The 19,440-nt window shown below is 68.1% G+C and carries 14 protein-coding genes and 2 pseudogenes; 13 read left to right on the top strand and 3 right to left on the bottom strand.

Annotation, left to right across the window (positions count from 1 at the left end):
• Nucleotides 1-167: 167 nt before the first annotated feature.
• A pseudogene (locus tag AC3EO4_RS46710) lies at nucleotides 168-278 on the top strand (IS481 family transposase); the annotation flags it as partial.
• 1,470 nt (nucleotides 279-1,748) lie between these two features.
• Nucleotides 1,749-3,542 carry a discoidin domain-containing protein gene (locus tag AC3EO4_RS46705; RefSeq protein WP_431902469.1) on the top strand — a complete coding sequence of 598 codons (1,794 nt, stop codon included), beginning with the start codon at nucleotides 1,749-1,751 and terminating at the stop codon, nucleotides 3,540-3,542.
• A 60-nt stretch (nucleotides 3,543-3,602) separates the two neighbouring features.
• Here AC3EO4_RS46705 and AC3EO4_RS46700 read toward each other — a convergent pair whose 3' ends face one another.
• Entirely contained in the window at nucleotides 3,603-4,769 is a 1,167-nt protein-coding gene (locus AC3EO4_RS46700; RefSeq protein ID WP_431902467.1) for an ROK family protein, read from the bottom strand.
• 95 nt (nucleotides 4,770-4,864) lie between these two features.
• On the opposite strand from AC3EO4_RS46700, the gene AC3EO4_RS46695 reads away from it, so the two are divergent.
• From AC3EO4_RS46695 to AC3EO4_RS46675, 5 genes are read left to right on the top strand one after another with little or no spacing between them, the layout of a single operon-like run.
• Nucleotides 4,865-5,410: a Gfo/Idh/MocA family oxidoreductase gene (locus tag AC3EO4_RS46695; protein WP_431902464.1), complete on the top strand. Its 546-nt coding sequence runs from the start codon at nucleotides 4,865-4,867 to the stop codon at nucleotides 5,408-5,410.
• The gene (locus tag AC3EO4_RS46690; RefSeq protein ID WP_431902463.1) at nucleotides 5,407-7,011 is read left to right on the top strand and encodes a beta-N-acetylhexosaminidase; all 1,605 of its coding nucleotides are present in this window, start codon (nucleotides 5,407-5,409) and stop codon (nucleotides 7,009-7,011) included. Before AC3EO4_RS46695 ends, AC3EO4_RS46690 begins: the two co-directional genes overlap by 4 nt.
• Nucleotides 7,012-7,038: 27 nt before the next feature.
• The gene (locus AC3EO4_RS46685) at nucleotides 7,039-8,283 is read left to right on the top strand and encodes an ABC transporter substrate-binding protein (RefSeq protein ID WP_379573377.1); all 1,245 of its coding nucleotides are present in this window, start codon (nucleotides 7,039-7,041) and stop codon (nucleotides 8,281-8,283) included.
• Between the two features lie 3 nt (nucleotides 8,284-8,286).
• On the top strand, nucleotides 8,287-9,165 hold the full coding sequence (locus AC3EO4_RS46680) for a carbohydrate ABC transporter permease (protein ID WP_431902461.1): 879 nt from the start codon (nucleotides 8,287-8,289) through the stop codon (nucleotides 9,163-9,165).
• A complete protein-coding gene (locus AC3EO4_RS46675; protein WP_379573375.1) occupies nucleotides 9,158-9,973 on the top strand; it encodes a carbohydrate ABC transporter permease in 816 nt (271 codons plus the stop codon). The genes AC3EO4_RS46680 and AC3EO4_RS46675 overlap by 8 nt, the downstream gene beginning before the upstream one ends.
• A 159-nt stretch (nucleotides 9,974-10,132) precedes the next feature.
• Here the strand turns inward: AC3EO4_RS46675 and AC3EO4_RS46670 are convergent, their stop codons facing one another.
• Complete coding sequence (locus AC3EO4_RS46670; protein WP_431902459.1) at nucleotides 10,133-11,272, bottom strand: ROK family transcriptional regulator; 1,140 nt, start codon at nucleotides 11,270-11,272, stop codon at nucleotides 10,133-10,135.
• A 274-nt stretch (nucleotides 11,273-11,546) separates the two neighbouring features.
• On the opposite strand from AC3EO4_RS46670, the gene AC3EO4_RS46665 reads away from it, so the two are divergent.
• Nucleotides 11,547-13,874, top strand: a complete 2,328-nt coding sequence (locus AC3EO4_RS46665) for a phospholipase D-like domain-containing protein (protein ID WP_431902457.1) — start codon at nucleotides 11,547-11,549, stop codon at nucleotides 13,872-13,874.
• Nucleotides 13,875-14,033: 159 nt separating this feature from the next.
• On the opposite strand, the pseudogene AC3EO4_RS46660 reads toward AC3EO4_RS46665, so the two are convergent.
• Nucleotides 14,034-14,111, bottom strand: a pseudogene (locus AC3EO4_RS46660) (IS5/IS1182 family transposase); the annotation flags it as partial.
• Between the two features lie 429 nt (nucleotides 14,112-14,540).
• Between AC3EO4_RS46660 and AC3EO4_RS46655 the strand changes: the two are divergent.
• From AC3EO4_RS46655 to AC3EO4_RS46635, 5 genes are all read left to right on the top strand, one after another.
• Nucleotides 14,541-15,764 (top strand): esterase-like activity of phytase family protein, encoded by a 1,224-nt coding sequence (locus AC3EO4_RS46655; RefSeq protein WP_379573372.1) that lies wholly within the window; start codon nucleotides 14,541-14,543, stop codon nucleotides 15,762-15,764.
• A 320-nt stretch (nucleotides 15,765-16,084) separates the two neighbouring features.
• On the top strand, nucleotides 16,085-17,311 hold the full coding sequence (locus AC3EO4_RS46650) for an MFS transporter (RefSeq protein ID WP_431902455.1): 1,227 nt from the start codon (nucleotides 16,085-16,087) through the stop codon (nucleotides 17,309-17,311).
• Between the two features lies 1 nt (nucleotide 17,312).
• Nucleotides 17,313-17,450 (top strand): hypothetical protein, encoded by a 138-nt coding sequence (locus AC3EO4_RS46645; protein ID WP_431902453.1) that lies wholly within the window; start codon nucleotides 17,313-17,315, stop codon nucleotides 17,448-17,450.
• 235 nt (nucleotides 17,451-17,685) lie between these two features.
• The gene (locus AC3EO4_RS46640) at nucleotides 17,686-18,768 is read left to right on the top strand and encodes a serine hydrolase domain-containing protein (protein WP_431902452.1); all 1,083 of its coding nucleotides are present in this window, start codon (nucleotides 17,686-17,688) and stop codon (nucleotides 18,766-18,768) included.
• 35 nt (nucleotides 18,769-18,803) lie between these two features.
• On the top strand, nucleotides 18,804-19,031 hold the full coding sequence (locus tag AC3EO4_RS46635) for a LuxR C-terminal-related transcriptional regulator (RefSeq protein ID WP_379573369.1): 228 nt from the start codon (nucleotides 18,804-18,806) through the stop codon (nucleotides 19,029-19,031).
• Nucleotides 19,032-19,440: the final 409 nt, after the last annotated feature.

The following is a 19,440-nucleotide window of genomic DNA, read 5'->3' as shown; positions in this document are numbered from 1 at the left end:
CCGACGCGCTCTTCCGGCCGGGGTTCACGCCACTCCCCCGGCCAGTGGCTCTCGATGCCCTGGAAGTGGTGGTGGCGTGTCTGTCCGGCTGGAAGTGCGATACCCCGACCGGGGCGCGTCATGCGACCGGCTCCCGTCAAGAATCGAAAAGCCGCAATGAACGGCCATTGACCGAGGTGTGTGTCGTCAAGGGGTGGCTCCTGCGCCGTGCCGCCGAACGCTTCCAACTGGCGGTGAACACGGCCAAGCGGTGGCCCGACCGCTACCGGCGGCACGGCGCGGTCGTGCTGCTGCGGATGCCCTCACACGTGCCCGGACCCGAGAGCCTGTGGGCGAACGCATCAAAGGCTCATCGCACAGGGCTGACCTGGTAGTCCACCACGTTGGCCATGTGGCTCGTACACCCCAGGGTCATGGATGCATGGAACGCATCGGCGGATCAGCCGTGCTCGGTCCGTACTCTGTGGCCATCTTGCTCGGATCAGATCAGGTTGGATGCCGCTGCCTTCCTCGGCCGCGCAGGCCTGGTTGAAGTGGAAGACGACAACCAGCCTCTCGTGAACGTCGGTCTGGCGTCCTCACCAGACGCCACCAAGGGCAAACACTCCAGAATGAAAGCGTCCACGCGTCGCGGACGCGCCTGCCAGGTGACGTCCGGCCGGGTACGAGGGCGCTGATGCAGTCGGCATGCGCACCCCAGGCGATCATCCTCCCCGTAGGCTCAGCGCCCAGATCGCCGTGTCGGGCGTGGTGTCGAGATCTACCCGTGCGTCGACGACACGCCTGGGGGCGTCGGAGCTACCGTCAGGACGGTTCCGCACGCTTCACCACGCCGCAGTCCTCGAAGCGTGATCAGCCGGCACAGGGCGAACAGCCGATGCCGACTGACTTCCTCCAGAAACAGCCGGGTCTGTTCCGGCGTCCACACCATCACCGCAGACGGGCGCGGCACCCGGATGTGGGCATCGATCAGATCGACCCGCCGCCCTCCGCACCGGAGCTTCTCCGCCCTGCGGTACTCCCGAAACCCCTCATGCCAGTCGGCAACCCGGTCTCTGGTCCACACCAGCGCTTTGGGGCGGGTCCTGGCCGGCATCTCCAGCGCTGCTGCGGGTCGAAGTCGATCAGCTGGTCCTGGATGGCCATGTTCAGCGCGTGCCGAAGCGTCGCCCGGATGCTGTGCATGGTGGCCGTGCTGACCGGACGCCGATACTTGACGCCGGCCCGTACCTCACGATCGGCGCCGGCGCGGCGCTCGGCCCTCCTGGACTTTATTCCACAGTCTGTAAATATTCATCATGTAGACCTTGCGGCGCAGTGGCGATGCCGGAATGATCCCAATAGAGAGCCTTCACTTGGAACAACTTCCTCTGGAGTCTGTCAATATGTGCAACCACGCGCCGAGCACCTGTGACGCCACGCAGAGTCCACGTCACCTGAGCCTGCCCGGCGCCATCTCCCACCCTGTGCGAGGTACAACCGGAAATACCGTGTCCGCGCAGACGCCCAGCGTGCACTCGTCATCGGGCTCCTGAACATGCCCGGAGGGCGAGGCCACGGACCCTTCTTCGAAGCCGGCCCGGGGCCGGCAGCCGCATGCGTCGGTCGCCGTCGACCAGCGCCCACGCACTGCCGCCCGGCCCTGACGCGTGCCTCGCCGCCGCCGCGGCGGCTCACCTGACAGCCCTCCTCGCACACCCCGAAACCAACCCCCTTGATCCCCAAGAAATCTCGCAAAAGGAATGCCCATGCGCTTCTTAGTCCCTCCGCTCGCAGTCGCCGTGGCCTTGACCGGACTGCTCGCCGCCACGAACACCACCGCAGCCGCCGCCGACCGCGGAAGCAAGCCGAGCTACCGGTTGGACTGCGACGGCGACGGCCCCGGCAGCACCTGCACAGTGGTCGCCACCGGCAAGGCCCGACCTCACCGCGTCGAAGAGTTCGTCACCACCGTCAGGAGCGGCGACCAGGTATGGGCGCGAGACACCTTGTACACGCGTGACGGGCAGGTTCGCAGCCGCCCCTTCGTGCTCCCCGAAAAGGATGTGACGGTCGACGTCTCCCTCACCTCCCTACCGGAGAACCACGTGGGAACACCGCTCCGGCTCATGGCATGGAACCTCTTCGTCGGCGGCACCTACAACCGCCAGGAGAATACCGGCGAGAACCTCGCCCAGATGATCGACTACATGAACGAGGTCAACCCCGACATTCTTTTCGTGGTCGAGGGGTACGGCTCCGGCCAGAAGATCCTCGACGGGCTGAACGCCGGACGGGCGGAGGGCGACCGATTCGCCGGCGTGCAGCTCACCACGCCCGAGGACTACAGCGTCAACGGCGACAACCTGTGGCTTTACACCAAGCTCGACATCCAAAAGGTGTACCCGCGCTACGCCGACGCCGACATCAGCTCATTCAACCTGGGCGGCGCCCGGCTCGGCTTGCCCAATGGCAAGCATGTCCACGCCTTCAGCCTGTGGACCTGGCACGACGGTTGGGCTTACGGCGACACCCACGACGCGGCGGTGCAGAACACCCACGGCCTCCCCCGCACCAAGACCAACGAACAGATCCTGGAGGGCGACAACCTTCGCCGGGTCGCCATGGGCAAGGCCATCCTCGAGAAGGCGATCCCGTCCTTCATCGGCGACGACGATGCCCCGGTGCTCATGGGCGGCGACCTCAACGCGCAGTCGCACCTGGACTGGAGCGAGCAGTTCGCCAACGCCCCCGGCCACGGCGGCGTGGTCCTGCCTTGGCCGTACACCAAGCTGTACACCGACCACGGCTTCATGGACACCTTCCGCTACGCCAACCCCGACGCCGGACGCTACCCCGGCCGCACGTGGAGCCCTTACCACGGCATGGGCGCCATTCCAGGCCGCATCGACTACGTCTTCGCCCGCGGCAAGGACGTCCGCATCCTGGGGTCTCGCGCCGACATCGATCGCCTCCCCCGCCACCGGCAGAGCTGGCTCAACCAGCCCTACCCCTTCTACTCCGACCACGGCTCGGTCGTCACCGACATCCTGATCCGCGGCAAGGGGACCGGACCCGACCGGGAGCCCGTCACCGAGGAACCCGGAAAGGGACGCCACATCTGGCCGGCCGAGCCCGCCGGTCGCCGCATCCCGCCCGCCGAGCTCAAGGCCACTGCCAGCACCTTCAAGCCCGGCATCGGCGATCCGCGCAATGCCATCGACGGCAGGCTGACCACCGACTTCCACTCCGACTACCCCATCGTTTCCCCGCAGCCGCACACCATCACCGTCGACCTCGGCCGCGTGAGGGAACTGTCGGCCGTACGGTTCCAGCCCAAGCTGCGCACGAACATGAACGGCACCATCCTCAAGGGCATGGTGCAGGTCAGCGACGACGGCATCACGTTCAGGGACGTCACACCCGTCGAGTGGCCCCGCATGACCGCGCCCAACGATGTCAGCCTCAAGGGGCTCTCGGCCCGGTACATCAGGCTGCGCTCCGACTACGGCATCGGCGGAGCGTCCGCCCTGGCCGAGATCATCCCCTACGAGAAGGCCTGACAACGAGGGCCGGCCGAGCCAGGTGAACCCTGCTCGGCCGGCCTTCAAGAGGAGGCGACGTCAAGAGATGCGCTGGGGAGCAGCGGGGTCGAGGATGGCCCCTTCCAGTGAGAAGAGCCGCTCGTCCACACCGTCCAGCGCCAGGCAGGCTCCGCCCAGGGCGACGCACTCCTCACCGAGCGTCGACGGCCGGATGTCGGGAACGCGCAGGCAGTGGGGCTCAAGGGCCCGGTTGAGCGCGGGAAGCAGGACGTCGGCCGAGCGGGAGAAGCCACCACCCAGAACGACCAGCTCAGGATCCAGGGTCAGCACCATGGCGGCGGTGCCGAGGGCGAGGTGGTGGGCGTAAGTATCGACGGCAGCCTGGGCTTCGGGGTCTCCGGCGCGGGCTGCGTCGAAGACGAGCCGGGCAGCCTCCTCAGGTGATGCGCCGACGGCCGCGCGACAGCCCTCCAGGTTGCCGGCCATGGTGCGCCACCCGGTGACCTCCATGAGGCCCACCTCGCCGGTGGCCCCGCTGAACCCGTGGTGAAGCCGGCCGTTGAGGATGAGCGCGGCGCCGGGCCGGCGGCCGACGTGCAGGTAGACAAGGTCCTGAACGCCTGCCGCGACGCCGAGCCGCTGCTCGGCGAGAGCGGCCAGTTTGCTGTCGTTCTCGATGGTGATCGGGCAGGGCAGGCGCTGCCCGAGATGGCCTGCTAGATCGACTCCAGCCCAGTCGGGAAGATCGTGGACCCGGGTGACCAGCCCTTCCCGGTTGACGACGCCGGTGCTTCCTGCGGTGGCGCCCCACAGGTCGGAGGCTGCCCGGCCGGCGGCGACGAGTGCTGCGTCGATGGCTCTCCACACGGCCTCCAACCGCTCATGCCGGGCGGTGTGCCGGTCGACGGCGACCCGGCCGCTGGCGATGGTCCGGCCCGCGAGGTCGGTGACTACGGCCAGGACCTTGTGGACTCCTATGTCGATGCCCAGCACGTGCCCGACGTCGGTGCGGAAGCGGTAGCGCTTCGCGGGCCGGCCCAAGGTGCCCGGTGCGGGGTCTACTTCGGCGATCCAGCCACGTTGCTGGAGCTCGGCGACGACGTCCCCCACGGAGGCTCGCGACAGCCCGGTCTGCGCGACCAGCTCTGTGAGCGTCAACGGTCCGCGCGCCTCGCGCAGGGCGCGGAGGCTGTTCAGGGTGTTCTGCTGACGCAGCCGCTGAAGGTCTCCACCACTGACCTGCACGGGCGTGCTCCTCACTATCAACAGTCTCTGAATTGTGTCGTGCTGGTCTACCTGGATCATCCGGCATCGGGGGTCTTGACGGCAAGGAGGGATCCGTGAATATCTATGGAGCCTGTAATAAAGGGGGTCTGCGAATGGCATCGACCATAGCCGTCGTCGGGGCGGGGGCGCGCGCCCAGATCTACGCCAGGGCGGCGGCTGCTGACGGTCGCTCGGCCAATCCCTACGGCCGCTTCGTCTACGACTGCGACAACGACGTGGTGGACCAGCAGGTCGTCACGCTGGAGTTCGCGCGGGGCGCGACCGCGTCGTTCACGATGACGGCGTTCACACCGCTGGAGCACCGCAAGCCGCGGGTTTTCGGCACCCACGGCTTCGCCGAGGGGGATGGGCGCCACATCAGGATCGTCGACTTCATGACCGGCGCCGAGGAAACCCCTGACACCGGGACGAACGCGGGCGCATCGCTTGCCCATGGCCATGGCGGTGGCGATGCGGGCCTCATCATGGCGTTCATCGACGCCGTGGCCGCCGGAGACCAGGCGCCGCTCGGCGCCGACCCGGCCGAAGCTCTGGCCGGGCACCACGTCGTCTGGGCCGCCGAACGCGCCCGCGAGACCTGGACGGTGCAGGCACCGTGACCCTGATCCCGGCGCCTTCCCGCTGCGCACCCGGACAAGGGCTGTTCACCTTCACCGCCGCGACGCCGCTGACCGCCGACCCAGTGCTGGCCAGGGCCGCGGTGTGGCTCCGCCAGGCGCTCACCTCGGCCACCGGCCTGCCACTGCTCGACGGTCCCGGCGGGGTCGAGATCCGCCACGCCGTGGGCCTCGGGCCCGAGGAATATCGGCTCACCGCCACGACGGAGTCCGTGCTGATCGAGGCCTCGGCCCAGGCCGGTGCCTTCTACGGGGCGCAGACTCTTCGCCAACTGCTCGACCCGGCCGCATTCCGCGCCGGCCGTACCGGAGACAGGACCTGGAGCATCCCCGCGATCGAGATCGCCGACGCCCCCACGTACGGCTGGCGCGGCTGTCTCATCGACGTCGCCCGGCACTTCCTGCCCAAGAACGACCTGCTGCGGTACATCGACCTGCTGGCCGCGCACAAGCTCAACGTGCTCCATCTGCACCTGACGGACGACCAGGGCTGGCGGCTGGAGATCAGGAAGTACCCGAAGCTCACGGAGATCGGCGCCTGGCGACGCGAGTCACCGCTGGGCGCCAGACGGCATCGCCTGTTCGACGGGCGTCCGCACGGCGGCTTCTACAGCCAGGACGACATCAGGGAGATCGTCTCCTACGCGGCCGATCGCTCCGTCACGGTCCTCCCTGAGATCGACCTTCCGGGCCACACGCAGGCCGCCGTCGCCGCTTACCCCGAGCTCGGCAACCTCGGCGTCCCCCTGGGGGTGCGCACCGAGTGGGGTGTCGGAGAGAACGTCATCAACGTCTCCGACGAGACGATCACTTTCTTCACCGATGTCCTCGATGAGGTCCTCGAGCTCTTCCCCGGCGAGTACATCTGCGTCGGCGGCGACGAGACTCCCAAGACCCAGTGGAACGAGAGCCTCCCCGCCAAGGAGCGCATCCGCGAACTCGGCCTGCGAGATGCCGATGAGCTGCAGACCTGGCTCATGCGGCACTTCACCGACTACCTGTTGGCCCGCGGGCGCAAGCCGCTCGGCTGGGACGAGCTCCTGGAGGGGGGCCTGCCACCGGGTGTCACCGTCGGGGCCTGGCGCGGTGACAGGTGTGCGTCGATGGCCGCGCGGGCCGGCCACGACGTGGTCGTCTCCCCGTTCGCGGAGACGTACCTGGATTTCCGCCAGGCGGAGGGCGATCAGGAGCCGGTGCCGATCGGCAGCGTGACCTCCCTGCGCGCCGTCCACGCTTTCGACCCGGTCCCCCATGGCCTCACCGGGGAGGAGCGGAGCAGAATCCTCGGCGCGCAAGCGGCGCTGTGGACCGAGCACATCGACTCGCCCCGCCTCCTCGACTACATGGCCTTCCCACGACTGGCCGCCTTCGCCGAGGCGATGTGGAGCGCCGAGCGTGACTTCGAGGACTTTCGTGTACGGCTCGCCGTGCACGAAAAGCGGCTCGACGCCCTGGGCGTGGAATATCGCCCGGCCACCGGCCCGCACCCGTGGCAGCGACGTCCCGACGCCCCGGGCCACCCTCGGAGCAGGGCCGAGATCGACGGCCGGCTCGCCGAGTGGACCTCCAACCTGCGGCCCTGAACACCCCCCAACCATCTGGAGACAAACATGCGTTTCCGTCTACCCCTCGTCTGCCTCACGGGCCTGGCCGTCATGACTGCCGGCTGCGGCTCGTCCAGCGAGCCGGAAGCCTCAGGAAAGGCCACGATCAGCTACGCCATCTGGGACAAGAACGACCAGACGAGCGCGGAGAAGATCATCGCCGCCTTCCAGCAGGCCAACCCGAACGTCACAGTGAAGCTCGAGATCACCCCGTGGGACCAGTACTGGACCAAGCTCCAGACGGCCGCGTCCGGCGGCGCCGCACCCGACGTGTTCTGGATGAACAGCCTCAACGTCCGCATGTACGCCAAGGGCGGGATCATCACTCCGCTCGAGGAGTCGAAGGCCCAGGGTCTTCCCCCGGCGGTCGTCGACGGCTACCGCTACGACGGCAAGCTGTACGGCCTGCCGCACAACGTGAGCATCCCGGCACTCTGGTACGACAAGAAGCTCTTCGACGCCGCCGGAGTGGCCTACCCCACCGCCGACTGGACCTGGGACGATGTCAAGGCCGCCGCCAAGAAGCTGACCGACCCGTCCAAGAAGCAGTTCGGCATCCTCGCCCACATGTGGGACCAGGGCGCCTTCTACCCCACCATGCTTCAGGCAGGCGGCCACGTGCTGTCGGAGGACGGCAAGAAGAGCGGCTTCGACGACCCCGCCTCGATCCAGGGCCTGGAGTACTGGACCGGCATGATCAAGGACCAGGTTGCCCCTGTCGCCGAGGTCTACGCCGACACCGATCCCATCACGCTCTTCCAGTCCGGCAAGTACGGCATGCTCTATGGCGGCGTCTGGTTCGCCTCGACCTTCTGGGCCAACCCCGAGATCCGCGAGCGGATCGACGTGGCCCCGCTGCCCAAGGGTCCGGCCAAGGACGCCGTCATCCTGCTGGGCCTGGCCAACGCCGTCTCGGCCAAGAGCGAGCATCCGAAAGAGTCGGCGGCCTTCGCCGAGTTCGTCGCCTCCGAGCAGGCTCAGAAGATCCTCAGCGACAGCGGCGGCGGCGCCCTCTCGCTCCGCGACGGCACGCAGGAGGGCTGGTTCAAGGCCTTCCCCGCCTTCCACCTGAAGGAGACCTACGACGCTTCGATGCCGAACGGCGTGCCGTACCCGGTGTCGCTGAACACCGCGCAGTGGCAGGACGTGCAGAACAAGCTGCTCGCCGAGGCATGGGCAGGCAAGCGGCCGGTGGCCGACGTCGCCAAGGAGATCGCCACGCAGATGAACGAGATCCTGGCCAAGGAGTAACCGATGCACTCCAAGCGCGAGTGGGCGTGGGGGTATCTGCTCATTGCACCGATGGCGCTGGGTCTGGCCGTTTTCTACCTGTGGCCCATCGTTCAGACCCTGTATCTCAGCATGACCGAGTCGGGCATCTTCGGCGGCTACACCTGGGTGGGGACGGCCAACTTCGCCGAACTGTTCACCGACGAGGAGATGTACGGTGCGCTCGGCAACACCCTGCTCTACTCGGTACTGGTGCTGGCGGGCGTGCCGCTGTCCATCGTCGTCGCGGCGCTGCTGAACGTGCCGGGGCTGCGCGGGCTGAGCCTCTACCGAACCGTCTACTTCCTGCCCGTGGTCACGATGCCCGCTGCGGTGGGCCTGACCTGGAGTTACCTGTTCAACGGCGACTTCGGGGCGATCAACCACGTCCTGGGCACGGTGGGGATCGACGGGCCGTATTGGCTCGGCGACCCCGACTTCGCGATCTACGCCATCGCGGTCGTCGGGATCTGGAGCTCGATCGGCTACAACGCCGTGTTGTTCCTGGCCGGGCTGCAGGGCATTCCGCGTCACTACTACGAGGCCGCCGAGATCGACGGGGCCGGGCGGCTGCGGCAGTTCTTCCGCATCACGCTGCCGTTGCTCACGCCCACCACGTTCTTCGTCGTGGTCATAACGATGATCAACGCGCTGCAGGTCTTCGACCTCGTCTATCTCATGATCGACCTGAAGAGCCCGGCCCTCGAGGGCAGCCGCACGATCGTCTACCTCTTCTACGAGACGGGCTTCGTGCAGAACCAGCGCGGGCTCGCCGCGGCGATCGCCGTCATCCTGCTCGGACTGATCCTGGTGCTGACCGCGTTCCAGTTCAGGCTACAGAAGAAGTGGGTGCACTATGAGTAGGCCCAGGACCTGGCCGGCGCACGTGTTCCTGGCCGCCGGCGCGCTGGTCATGCTCGCGCCGTTCGCCGGGCAGCTCGTGGTCTCGCTGCAGACCCTGCCGGACTCGCTACGGGTGCCGCCGAAGTTCACGCCCTCCTGGCAGTGGTCGAACTTCGCCGATGTGTTCCGGTCGGTGCCGCTGGCCAGGCAGTTCCTCAACACAGTCGTGGTCACCGCCGCCGTCACCGCCGGGCAACTGCTGCTGTGCTCGCTGGCCGCGTTCGCCTTCGCCCGGCTCCGCTTTCCAGGCAGGGGCGCCCTGTTCCTGCTCTTCCTGGCCGTCCTGATGGTGCCCGGGGAACTGTTCCTCATCCCGCGCTATGAGATCATGATGGAGCTCGGCTGGCTGAACTCTCTGCAGGCGCTGATAGCGCCGGGTGTGTTCGGAGCGTTCGGCACCTTCATGCTCCGGCAGTTCTTCCTGTCGTTGCCCAGGGAACTGGACGAGGCGGCCTCGATCGACGGGGCGAACCCGCTGCAGATCTACTGGCACATCCTGCTCCCTCTGGTCAGACCGGGCCTGCTGGCGCTCGGCATGCTGACTGTCATGTGGTCGTGGAGCAGCCTGCTCTGGCCGCTGGTGGTCAACACCGATCCGGAGATGATGACGCTCTCGGCTGGACTCGCCTCGCTCCGCGGTCAGTTCCTGACCAACTTCCCCATCCTGTTCGCCGGGTCGGTCGTGGCCTCACTGCCCGTGATCGCTCTCTTCGTCGTCATGCAACGCCAGCTCATCGCCGGCATCGCCTTCACCGGCTCGAAGGGCTGATGTCATCAACTGGTCGGCGCCGACGGAAGCCGACCTCGGGCCCGGCGTCGGGTTGAACAGTTCCGACCCGGCCACGGGGTTCGTTCACGACCCCGGCCAGGACCCGCCCGTCCGCCAACTGGCATGTATATGATCTCCAAATTATGGTGAAGTTCATTATTAGTGGGACGGGTTGAAGAGCATGGAGTTGAGGTGGTCGACGGCGTAACAGACCGCGCCCACAGCCACGCACTCCTCGCCGAGCGCGGAGCCGCAAAGGACGGGGGTGCGCAGGCAGATCGTCTCCAACTCGGCGCGCAGCGGTCCCATCAGCACGTCGGCAGCACGAGAGAAGCCACCGCCGAGCACGACCAGTTCGGGGTCAACGGTGAGCGTCATGGCCGCGGTCGCGAGCGCGAGCACCTTGACGTAGCGCAGCACCGCGGTCACCGACTCGGGCTCGCCTCGCCGGGCGGCATCGAAGACCGCTGCGGCCACCTCCTCTGGCGCGAGGCCGGAGGTGATGGCCGGCACGCCGGCCTGCAGCAGGTCGCTGGAGGTGGCCAGGTTGAACAGCGGATGTACGCCGATCTCTCCCGCCGCCCCGCTCGAGCCGCGTAGTGGGACGCCGTCGAGGATGACCGCCGCTCCCGCGCGCCGCCCGATGTGCAGGTAGACCAGGTTGCGCACCTGCTGGGCGGCGCCCCGGCGGTGCTCGGCCAGCGCCGCCAGACGGCTGTCGTTCTCCACCAGCACCGGGCAGGGCAGCCGGGCGCTCAGGTGATCTGCCAGCGGGGTGCCCGACCAGTCCCGGATGGCGCGTGACAGCACGATGCGCCCGTCCAGGTCGATGTAGCCGGTGCTGCCCGCCACCGCCGCCCAGACCTCGGCATCCGCGGTCCCGGACCCGGTCAAGCAGGCGTCGACCACGCGGTCCACCGCCGCCAGCCGCTCCTGTCTGCTCAGCTCCGGCGTGACCGGCTCGCGGGCCAGGTGCAGGACGTTCCCGTCCAGGTCGGCCACGGCGGCCAGTACCTTGTGCGCCCCTATGTCGAGCCCCAGGACCCGGCCCGCCTCGGCACAGAAGCGGTATCGACGGGCGGGCCGGCCCTTGGCGCCGCCGCTCGGTTCCATCTCGGCCACCCAGCCCTGCTCGATGAGATCGCGCGCGGCCTGTTTGACGGTGGCTCTGGCCAGCTCGGTCCGCTCGGCCAGCTGCGTCAGCGGCATCGGGCCGTCGGCTCGCAGGGCCGCCACGACGGTCAGCGCGTTGAGCCTGCGGAGCCGCTGCAGATCGCCACCGTTCACGGCGAGCGTCACTCTGGCCCCCTCTTGACGGATATTAATGGCGGACTCCACTATAAAGGCGCTTCCAGGGAAAGGATCAAGGAGGTGATCAGGTGCTCATCGGCAGTGTTACCACACTGCGCGACGTCTACCGCTTCGAGCCGGTGCCCGCTGGGCTGGACGAGCAGCAGGCCGGGCGGGTGGCAGACCCGACCCGACGGGCGGGGGCGGCCCCGCGAACGGGCCGAGATCGACGCCGAGATCGCGGCCTGGACCTCCACCATCGACCCGGAGAGGTGAACCCCTCATGCTCAGCCGCTTATGCGCGTTACTCCTGTGCCTGCTCGCCGTCGGCCTACCGGCCAGGGCCGACACAGCCACTCTTGAAGCGCTGTTCAGCAGGCCCTCCGTGACCGGTGTCGCCGACCCGGCTCTGCAGGTCAAGCTGATCGAGCTGATCAACCGGGCGGTCCCGGGATCCACGCTCGACATGGCCACCTACGTCATGCACGACGTGGCGGTCCGCGACGCCATCCTGGCCGCGCACGGGCGCGGCGTCGTGGTCCGGGTAGTCGCCGAGGGCAGCGAGCCGGACCGGGCCTACCTGAACGACCTGGCCGCGGCCTTGCCCCCGGGCAGGGTCGTGCTGTGCGATCACGGCTGCAACGGCCCGCTCGCCTCCGCCGACGTCAGCCACCACAAGTTCTTCATCTTCAGCCAGCTCGACGACGGCCGCCACGACGTGGTCGTGCAGAGCTCGCAAAACCTCGACCGGTCCTTCGGGCTGAACCAGAACATGGTGATCAGCTCGGGTGACGCCGCTCTGGCCGCGGGCTATCGGCAGGTCTTCACGAGTCTGGCCGGCCACGTCGTCACCGCCTGGCAGGCGCCCTTCTCCTCCGCAGACGGCCGGGTCACCGTCTGGATGCAGCCGCGCGACACCGCCCACGACGCCGCTGCCTACGGCAGCCCGGACCTGGTCGCGGCGATGATCGAGGACGTGGGCTGCCCCGGCGTGATCAGGATCGCCCACTCCCAGTTCGCCACCGACCGCCCTCTGGTCATCGCGGCCCTGGCCGCCAAGCGGGCGGCGGGCTGCACCATCCAGGTGATGGTCCCCGAGGGCAACCAGACCGTCGCCGTCGCCGCACAACTGGCCAAGGACGGCATCGTCGTGCACACCTTCCGGCCGGGAGGCTGCCATGAGCCCGCGGGTGGTACCTGCGGCACCGGCGGTCTCCACTCGAAGATCATGCTAGTGGACGGCCCGTCCGCCGCCGCGGGTGGCGCGACCCGCCGCTACGTCTACACCGGCTCGCACAACCTCAACCAGGGTTCGCTCACCCACTCCGACGACTCCTTCGTCCGCATCGACGACCCGGCGATCTACGCCGCTTACGACGCCGACTACCGCCGGATGATGGACGAGATGGTGAAGATCGTCCCAGCCGCCTACCCGCGGGCGGCGCTGCAGATGGCGGCCAACGGGCCCGAAGACCAGCGCAGCCCCAGAGCCGCGGTGGTTCGCAACGGCTACACCGCCGTCACCTGGGCCCAGGGCGGCAATGAGGTCTACGCCCGCGTCTACCGTCACGGATCGCCGGTGACCGGGCCGGTCAAGGTGTCCATGGGCGGTGTCGGCTGCGCCACCGACTTCCACCATGGCGACGGCGCGGTCGGAGTGGACGACTCCGGCAACGCGTACGTGACCTGGGCGGAGGACGGCGACTGCCGGGGCGAGCACAACATCGCCGTGCGCCGCCTGGCTCCCGACGGCACGCTGTCCGCGACCGTCTGGGCCAACGCGGGCCAGTGGAGCGGCGATCAGGTACGGCCCCGCATCGCCGTACGCGGCAACGGCGCCTTCACCGTCGTCTGGGAGGATGCCGCCACGGCCACGGTCCGCGCGGCGGGCTACTCCTCGCTGACCACTCACGTCTTCGGCCCGATGCAGCTGAGTGCCGGCGTCAAGCCGGACGTGGCGATGAACGGAGCCGGGACCGTGACCGTCGTGTGGCAGGAGGGCACGCACGGTGTGTACGGCATGCGCGTGACCGCGAGCGGCGGTGTGCTCAAGGCGCGCACCCAGCTGCACGTCAACGCGGCCACCCAGCACCTGGCCCCGGCTGTGGCCACCACCGCGGCCGGCGACAGCGTCGTCGTGTGGAGCGACAACGTCGGCGGCGTGTGGCGCGTCAGGATGCGAGGTCTGACCGCCTCGCTGGCCCAGCGTTTCTCCGAACGGCCCGTCGCCTACGGCCGCTACCAACTCGGCCAAGCCTCCGATCAGGCGCTTGAGTACCCGCCGCTGTGCCACAACTCCGCTTGCGCGGTCCAAGGCACACCGTCAGTCGCCGTCGACGACGCCGGTCGGTTCGTGGTCGCCTGGAACGAGACCGACCTGTGGAACTCCGCGCGATCGATGGAGGTCTACGCCCGGGGCGTCAACGCCGACGGCACCACGACCGGCCGCTTCCCCGTCGAACGTCTCAATCCCAACACCGTCGGCAGCCAGCGCGACCCCGCGGTGGCGGCGGACTCGACTGGGTTCGTCCTGTTCTACTCCGAGGACTTCGACGCCAACAACTACCTCGACGTCGTGGCCCGCACGGGCTTCACCAACAACGGATTCTGACGCGGCGCGAGCCGTCGCTGGCCGGGTGCACGGACGACCTCGGCGCTCGGGCATATGGCCCATCAGCCACCGATCCCCGCCATCATCAGGCAGGGCGGCGACGGCATCGCGTCTCCCAGAGTTTCGGTGTTTGAGACCGTCTCCGAACGCGGAGCGACCAATTCCGACCGTCCGAGCGGCGGTCACGTCATGAACGGCGCCTGGCAGCGCAGGCGAGGCCCACACCAGCCGACCTGCGAGTCACGATAAGACAGCAACGAGGCTCCCGGTTGGGGCATCGGATCTTGGTCGACTGCTGTCTTGCCGGGAGCCTCGTGACCAGGGCCGTCAGGGTGGAAAGAGCTCACTCGATGACCGGCTGGCCTTGCCGGGCATCTTGTTCATGCCGCCCACCGGCATCGCCTGGGAGCACCTGCCGCAGGAGCTGGGCTGACGGCACGCGAAGACCCGCTCCTCGACGAGACCAGGTGGACGGCGACGGTCCCTGGCGGGTCGGTGGTCAGGGCTCCCGCGGGGACCGAGGCGGACGGCGCGACCAGCGGATGTCATCGGCATTTCGCCATCGCTACGGCCTGCCGCCATCAAGTCCGTAACCGCAGTTAATGGTCGACCGATTTGATCCGACTCGCCAATGCCCCATCACTGGTCCGCTCCTCAGGAGAAAACGTGCGACGTCGCCCTCTCGTTCTTTTGGCCACCGCGGCGCTCATGCTGGTCGGTACCCCAGCCTTCGCGGCCGGCAAGGCGGTCCCGCCCGCCGGTGACCCCGCTCGCGCGACCCTGCTCGCCCGCGCCACACTGCCCGCCTACACGCCGGCCCCCGGCCCGCCCACCGGCGCCTTCAGCGACCCCAACAACGGCATGACGCCTCCTTATCCCAGCCAGTTGGTGTTCGGCATCTCGTCCATGCTTCCCGACGACAAGGGGTCGTTCTGGGCCATGCCCGACAACGGCTTCGGGACCAAGGGCAACTCGGTGGACTTTCTGCTGCGGCTCTACCACTTCACGCCACGGTGGGAGACGGCCCGCGGCGGAGCCGGGACCATCGACGTGGGCCGGTTCCTCTCGCTCGCCGACCCGGACCACAAGATCCCATTCAAGATCGTCAATGAGAACACCGCGGACCGGCTGCTCACCGGCGGTGACTTCGACACGGAGTCGGTGACCCGGGCCCCCGATGGGTCGATGTGGGTCGGCGACGAGTTCGGGCCGTTCCTCCTGCACTTCGACAGCACCGGCAAGCTGCTGCAGGCCCCGATCGCCCACCCCTCGCTCAAATCCCCGAACAACCCGACGCTGGCGAACGGCGAGCCCGCGACGGTCCAGGGCAGCCGCGGCTTCGAAGCCCTCACCTCCTCCCCCGACGGCCGCTTCCTCTACCCCGCGGTGGAAGGCCGGCTGACCAACGACGCCAACCCGTTCCGGCGCTACATCTACGAGTTCGACACCCAGAAGAACCAATACACCGGACGTTCCTGGCAGTACCGGACGGAAGGGGCAGATTTCCGCATCGCCGACATGCAGTCCCTCGACGCCAACCGGGCCATCCTGATCGAGCGTGAGGACGACGAGGGGCCCAAGGCCACCTTCAAGCGCGTCTACTTGATCGACCGGCGCAAGACCGACGCTGACGGCTACCTCGTCAAGACCGAGGTCGCCGACCTGCTGAACCTGCGCAACCCTGCCCACATCGGCGCGGACGACCCCGCCGGCGGTTACGGCCTCGGCGACCCCTTCACGTTCCCCCTGCAGTCCGTGGAGGCCCTGCTCCCTCTGCCGGGCAACAGGATCGCCGTCATGCAGGACAACAACTTCCCGGACAGCGCCGGCCGCGTCCCGGGCAAGACGGACGCCACCGAGATGATCGTGATCGGATTCCCGAAGCGGTAGTACGGAAAGGCACCGGAAGGGTCTGTCCCTGTCGACGCCGGCCTGAGCTGATCTTCCTGCGGTGACGGCGGATCACACCGGACAGGAAGGTCAGCGTCCGGCCTGACAACGACAGCGCATCACGACAGGAACAGCACGCGAAGCCCCTGGAGATGCTGTTGCTCTTGGTCGACAACGCATCTACCAGGGGCTCCTCTACTTGCAGATCAGCCGACCGGCTTGCAACAAGCCTGTGACCTGCCGCTTCAGCCTCACCACCTTGCGTGTCGACGCGAAAACGCGTTGCCGTAGATGCTCGCGAAACGTATGGTTTTGCGCTCGTGACTACAGTGGTGGAGCGAGTCCTGCCTACCCGGCTGGGGACAGGATTCCGGTGGTTGCTGGCCTCGAGCTGGCTGACAAATCTCGGTGATGGGGTCGCGGCCGCGGCGGGCCCACTGCTGATCGCGACGTTGACTCGCGACCCGCTGATGATTTCGCTGTCGGCCCTGGTGGGCTGGGCGCCGCCGCTGCTGTTCAGCCTGTATGCGGGCGTGCTGTCGGATCGGTACAACCGGCGCAGAATCGTGCTCGTCGCGAACGTGGTACGGGCCGTGGTGCTGGCGGCTCTCGTCGCGCTCATGGTGACCGGCACCGTGACCGTGGCGACGGCGCTGGCGGCGCTCACACTCCGATCCATCGCCGAGGTGTTCGCCGACAACGCCACGGCCACGCTCACTCCCATGATGGTCGGCAAGGACGATCTCGTCATCGCCAACGCCCGCTTGGGCACGGGGTTCATCACGCTCAATCAGCTCGCCGGGCCGCCGATCGGCGCGGCACTGTTCGGCCTGGGCTTGACCTGGCCGTTCGCGGGCCAGCTGCTCCTGGTGGTGGCGGGTATCGTCCTGGTCTCCCGGATCACGTTGCCGCCGCACGGCCGGCAGGCCGACGATGTCAGGCCTAACACCGTACGGGAACTGATCGCCGGGTTCAGCTGGACGATCCAGCACGCTGCGGTCCGCACGCTGGCGCTCACAATCCTGATCTTCAACTTTACGTTCGGCGCGGCCTGGTCGGTTCTCGTCCTCTACACCCAGGAGCAGCTCGGCCTCGGCGCCCTGGGCTTCGGCCTGATGACCACCATCGGCGGGATCGGCGGCTTGATCGGCACCGGCCTGTACGGAGCCATCACCCGCAAGGTGAGCCTCGGCGCCCTGATGCGGATCGGACTCATCATCGAAACGTTCACTCACCTGGGCTTGGCCCTGACCCATTCGCCATGGGTCGCCGGGGGCATCTTCCTGGTCTTCGGCGCGCACGCGTTCATATGGGGCACGACCTCGGTCACCGTCCGCCAGCGCGCGGTCCCGCACGAGCTGCAGGGCCGAGTGGGCAGCGTCAACACCGTCTGCGTCTACGCCGGTCTGGTGGTCGGCTCGTTGATCGGCGGTGTCCTGGCCACCCGCCTCGGTGTCGCAGCGCCCTTCTGGTTCGCCTTCGCCGGCTCCGCGGTGTTCGTGGTGCTGCTGTGGCGGCAGCTCATGCTCATCGCCCACGACGACTGAGATGTTCGGCGGACGTGACCGCCTGGTCGACGACACCGCGACTCCGCGCCTTCCCCAGCGGCTTCCGCTCCAACGTGGAGGATGCCTTCTCGCCGTCGCGGAGATCGTCATCAGCCTGGACCTGGGCTGGATGACCTGAAGAGCCGCTCGGGAGCCCAAGGCCTCTTTCTTGCGAGGCCGACGGCCACCAGGTCAGGGGTGACCCGAGCAGAGTTCTCGGATAGGCGACACCTGACTACGTGAGGCCGCCAGTTCCGTCCCCCGGCTCGCCCGCAGGCGGGACATGATCGACTATCTCCGGATGGTCCTTATCGGGAGTTAGCACCCCGGCGAAGATCCTCGAACTCCGCCGACGCGAGGAAAGGATCATCGTGATGAGATACGCCGCTCTGGCTTGCGCGGTACTGATGCTGGGTACGGCACAGCCCGCCCACGCCCACGCCCTGACCCGGCCCGAGGTGCAACGGGTGGTCGAGAGGCTGGCCGACACCCAGGGGGTGCTGGGGGCCATCGGGGAGCTGTACGTGGACGGCAGGCGCGTCGGCCGGGGCAGCGCCGGGTCGCGCCTGCTCGACGGCCGAGGCGGGAAGATCCCGGCCGACGCGCGGTACCGGATCGGCTCCCAGACCAAGGGCATGACCGCGACCGTGGCCCTGCAACTGGTGAAGGAGGGCAGGCTCGGGCTCGACGACAGGCTCAGCGACGTCCTGCCGGTCGTGGCCGAGAAGGACCTGGTCGAGCGGGCCGACGAGATCACCGTTCGGCAGCTGATCCGCCACACCTCTGGGGTGCCCGAGTGGTTCCGCCACGACCTCGTGGACATCTTCGACACCACGACCTACTACAGGCCCGCCGACCTGCTCAAGGTCTCCCGGTCTCAGCCCCGCAGCCAGGAGCCGGGGCAGAGGTTCTCGTACTCCAGCGCCAACTACACGCTGCTCACCATGATCATCGAGCGGATCACCGGCCGGAGCCTGGCCGCCGAGTTCGAGCGGAGGTTGTTCCGGCCGCTTGGCATGACCAAGACCTATCTGCCGGCCCGGCCTCCGGAGGGCATCAAGGGGCCGCACGGCCACGGCTACACACCGGGGCCCGACGGCAAGCTGCGCGACATGGACCGGATCAACGCCAGCTGGGGCCACGGGGCCGGAGGCGTGATCTCCACCGCCCGGGACATGGCCGCCTACCGCGCCGCCTTCATCCAGGGCAAGCTGCTGCCCGCCGACCTGCAGAAGGTGATCACCGCCCCTCCGGAGGGCGCGCCCGCGCCGCCATCGTTGCCCTGCGGGGGCAAGCTCGTGCAGACGAACGGCGGCGCCGCCGGGTTCACCTCGGCCACGATCAGCACACTCGACGGGCGTGAGCACTTCGCGGTCTCCACCACACTGGACGCCGCCCAGGACCTCACGGTCATCAAGGCCATCACCCAGGCGGGGGCGGACCTGCTGTGCTCGTGAGCCGCAAGCTTCAAGACGGCCAGACTCCCTGAGGCGTGAGCCGCGACGACGTCATGGCGGCTTACCTCAGCGAGCGCGAGGTCCTCGCGCCGATGTCGCAGGGCCGGTCCGACCGCGCCACAGCCCGGGCGCTCTCGATCACGGACGTGACCGTCACCAAGCGTATGGCGAACACCTTCAGCAAGCTCGGCCTCTCCCTTGATGAAAGCGACCACCGGCGCGTGCCGGCGGTGGTCGCCTGCCTTCGCGACCGGCACAGGTAGAGCCAGCTCTACCTGTCGACCTTCGACCCAGCATCCATGCGCCCGCGAGCCCGGTCCACTTCAATGAACAGGGGGTTTCACGTCCCTGTAGGTCGGCGACCACATCGCCCTGCCGAGCCGGTTCGGCGGCGACAAGGAACGGCGGCTGGAGGTCGGCGTGACCCCCACGCACTTGGCGTTAGATCAGCGCCCGACCGCGGCTGCGGGAATCGCCCTTTGGGTTGCTTCCCTCCGGTCCAGTCAGGAACGCTGCAATTGAAAGGGATTCATCACCATGTCGGCTGTTCCGAGTTCGCCGATTGCCTCTCCCTCAGGGGTTGACCTTGCCCCAGGGGCAAGCTTCGACGATGGCTTCATGACCAACAACGCGCTGCACACCGTCGAAGCCTCCCTCCGCGAGCAGATCGCG

The sequence above is a fragment of the Nonomuraea sp. bgisy101 genome, assembly GCF_057708945.1.
The sequence above is the reverse complement of the archived record's forward strand: the minus strand, read 5'-3'. Positions and strand labels throughout refer to the sequence as shown.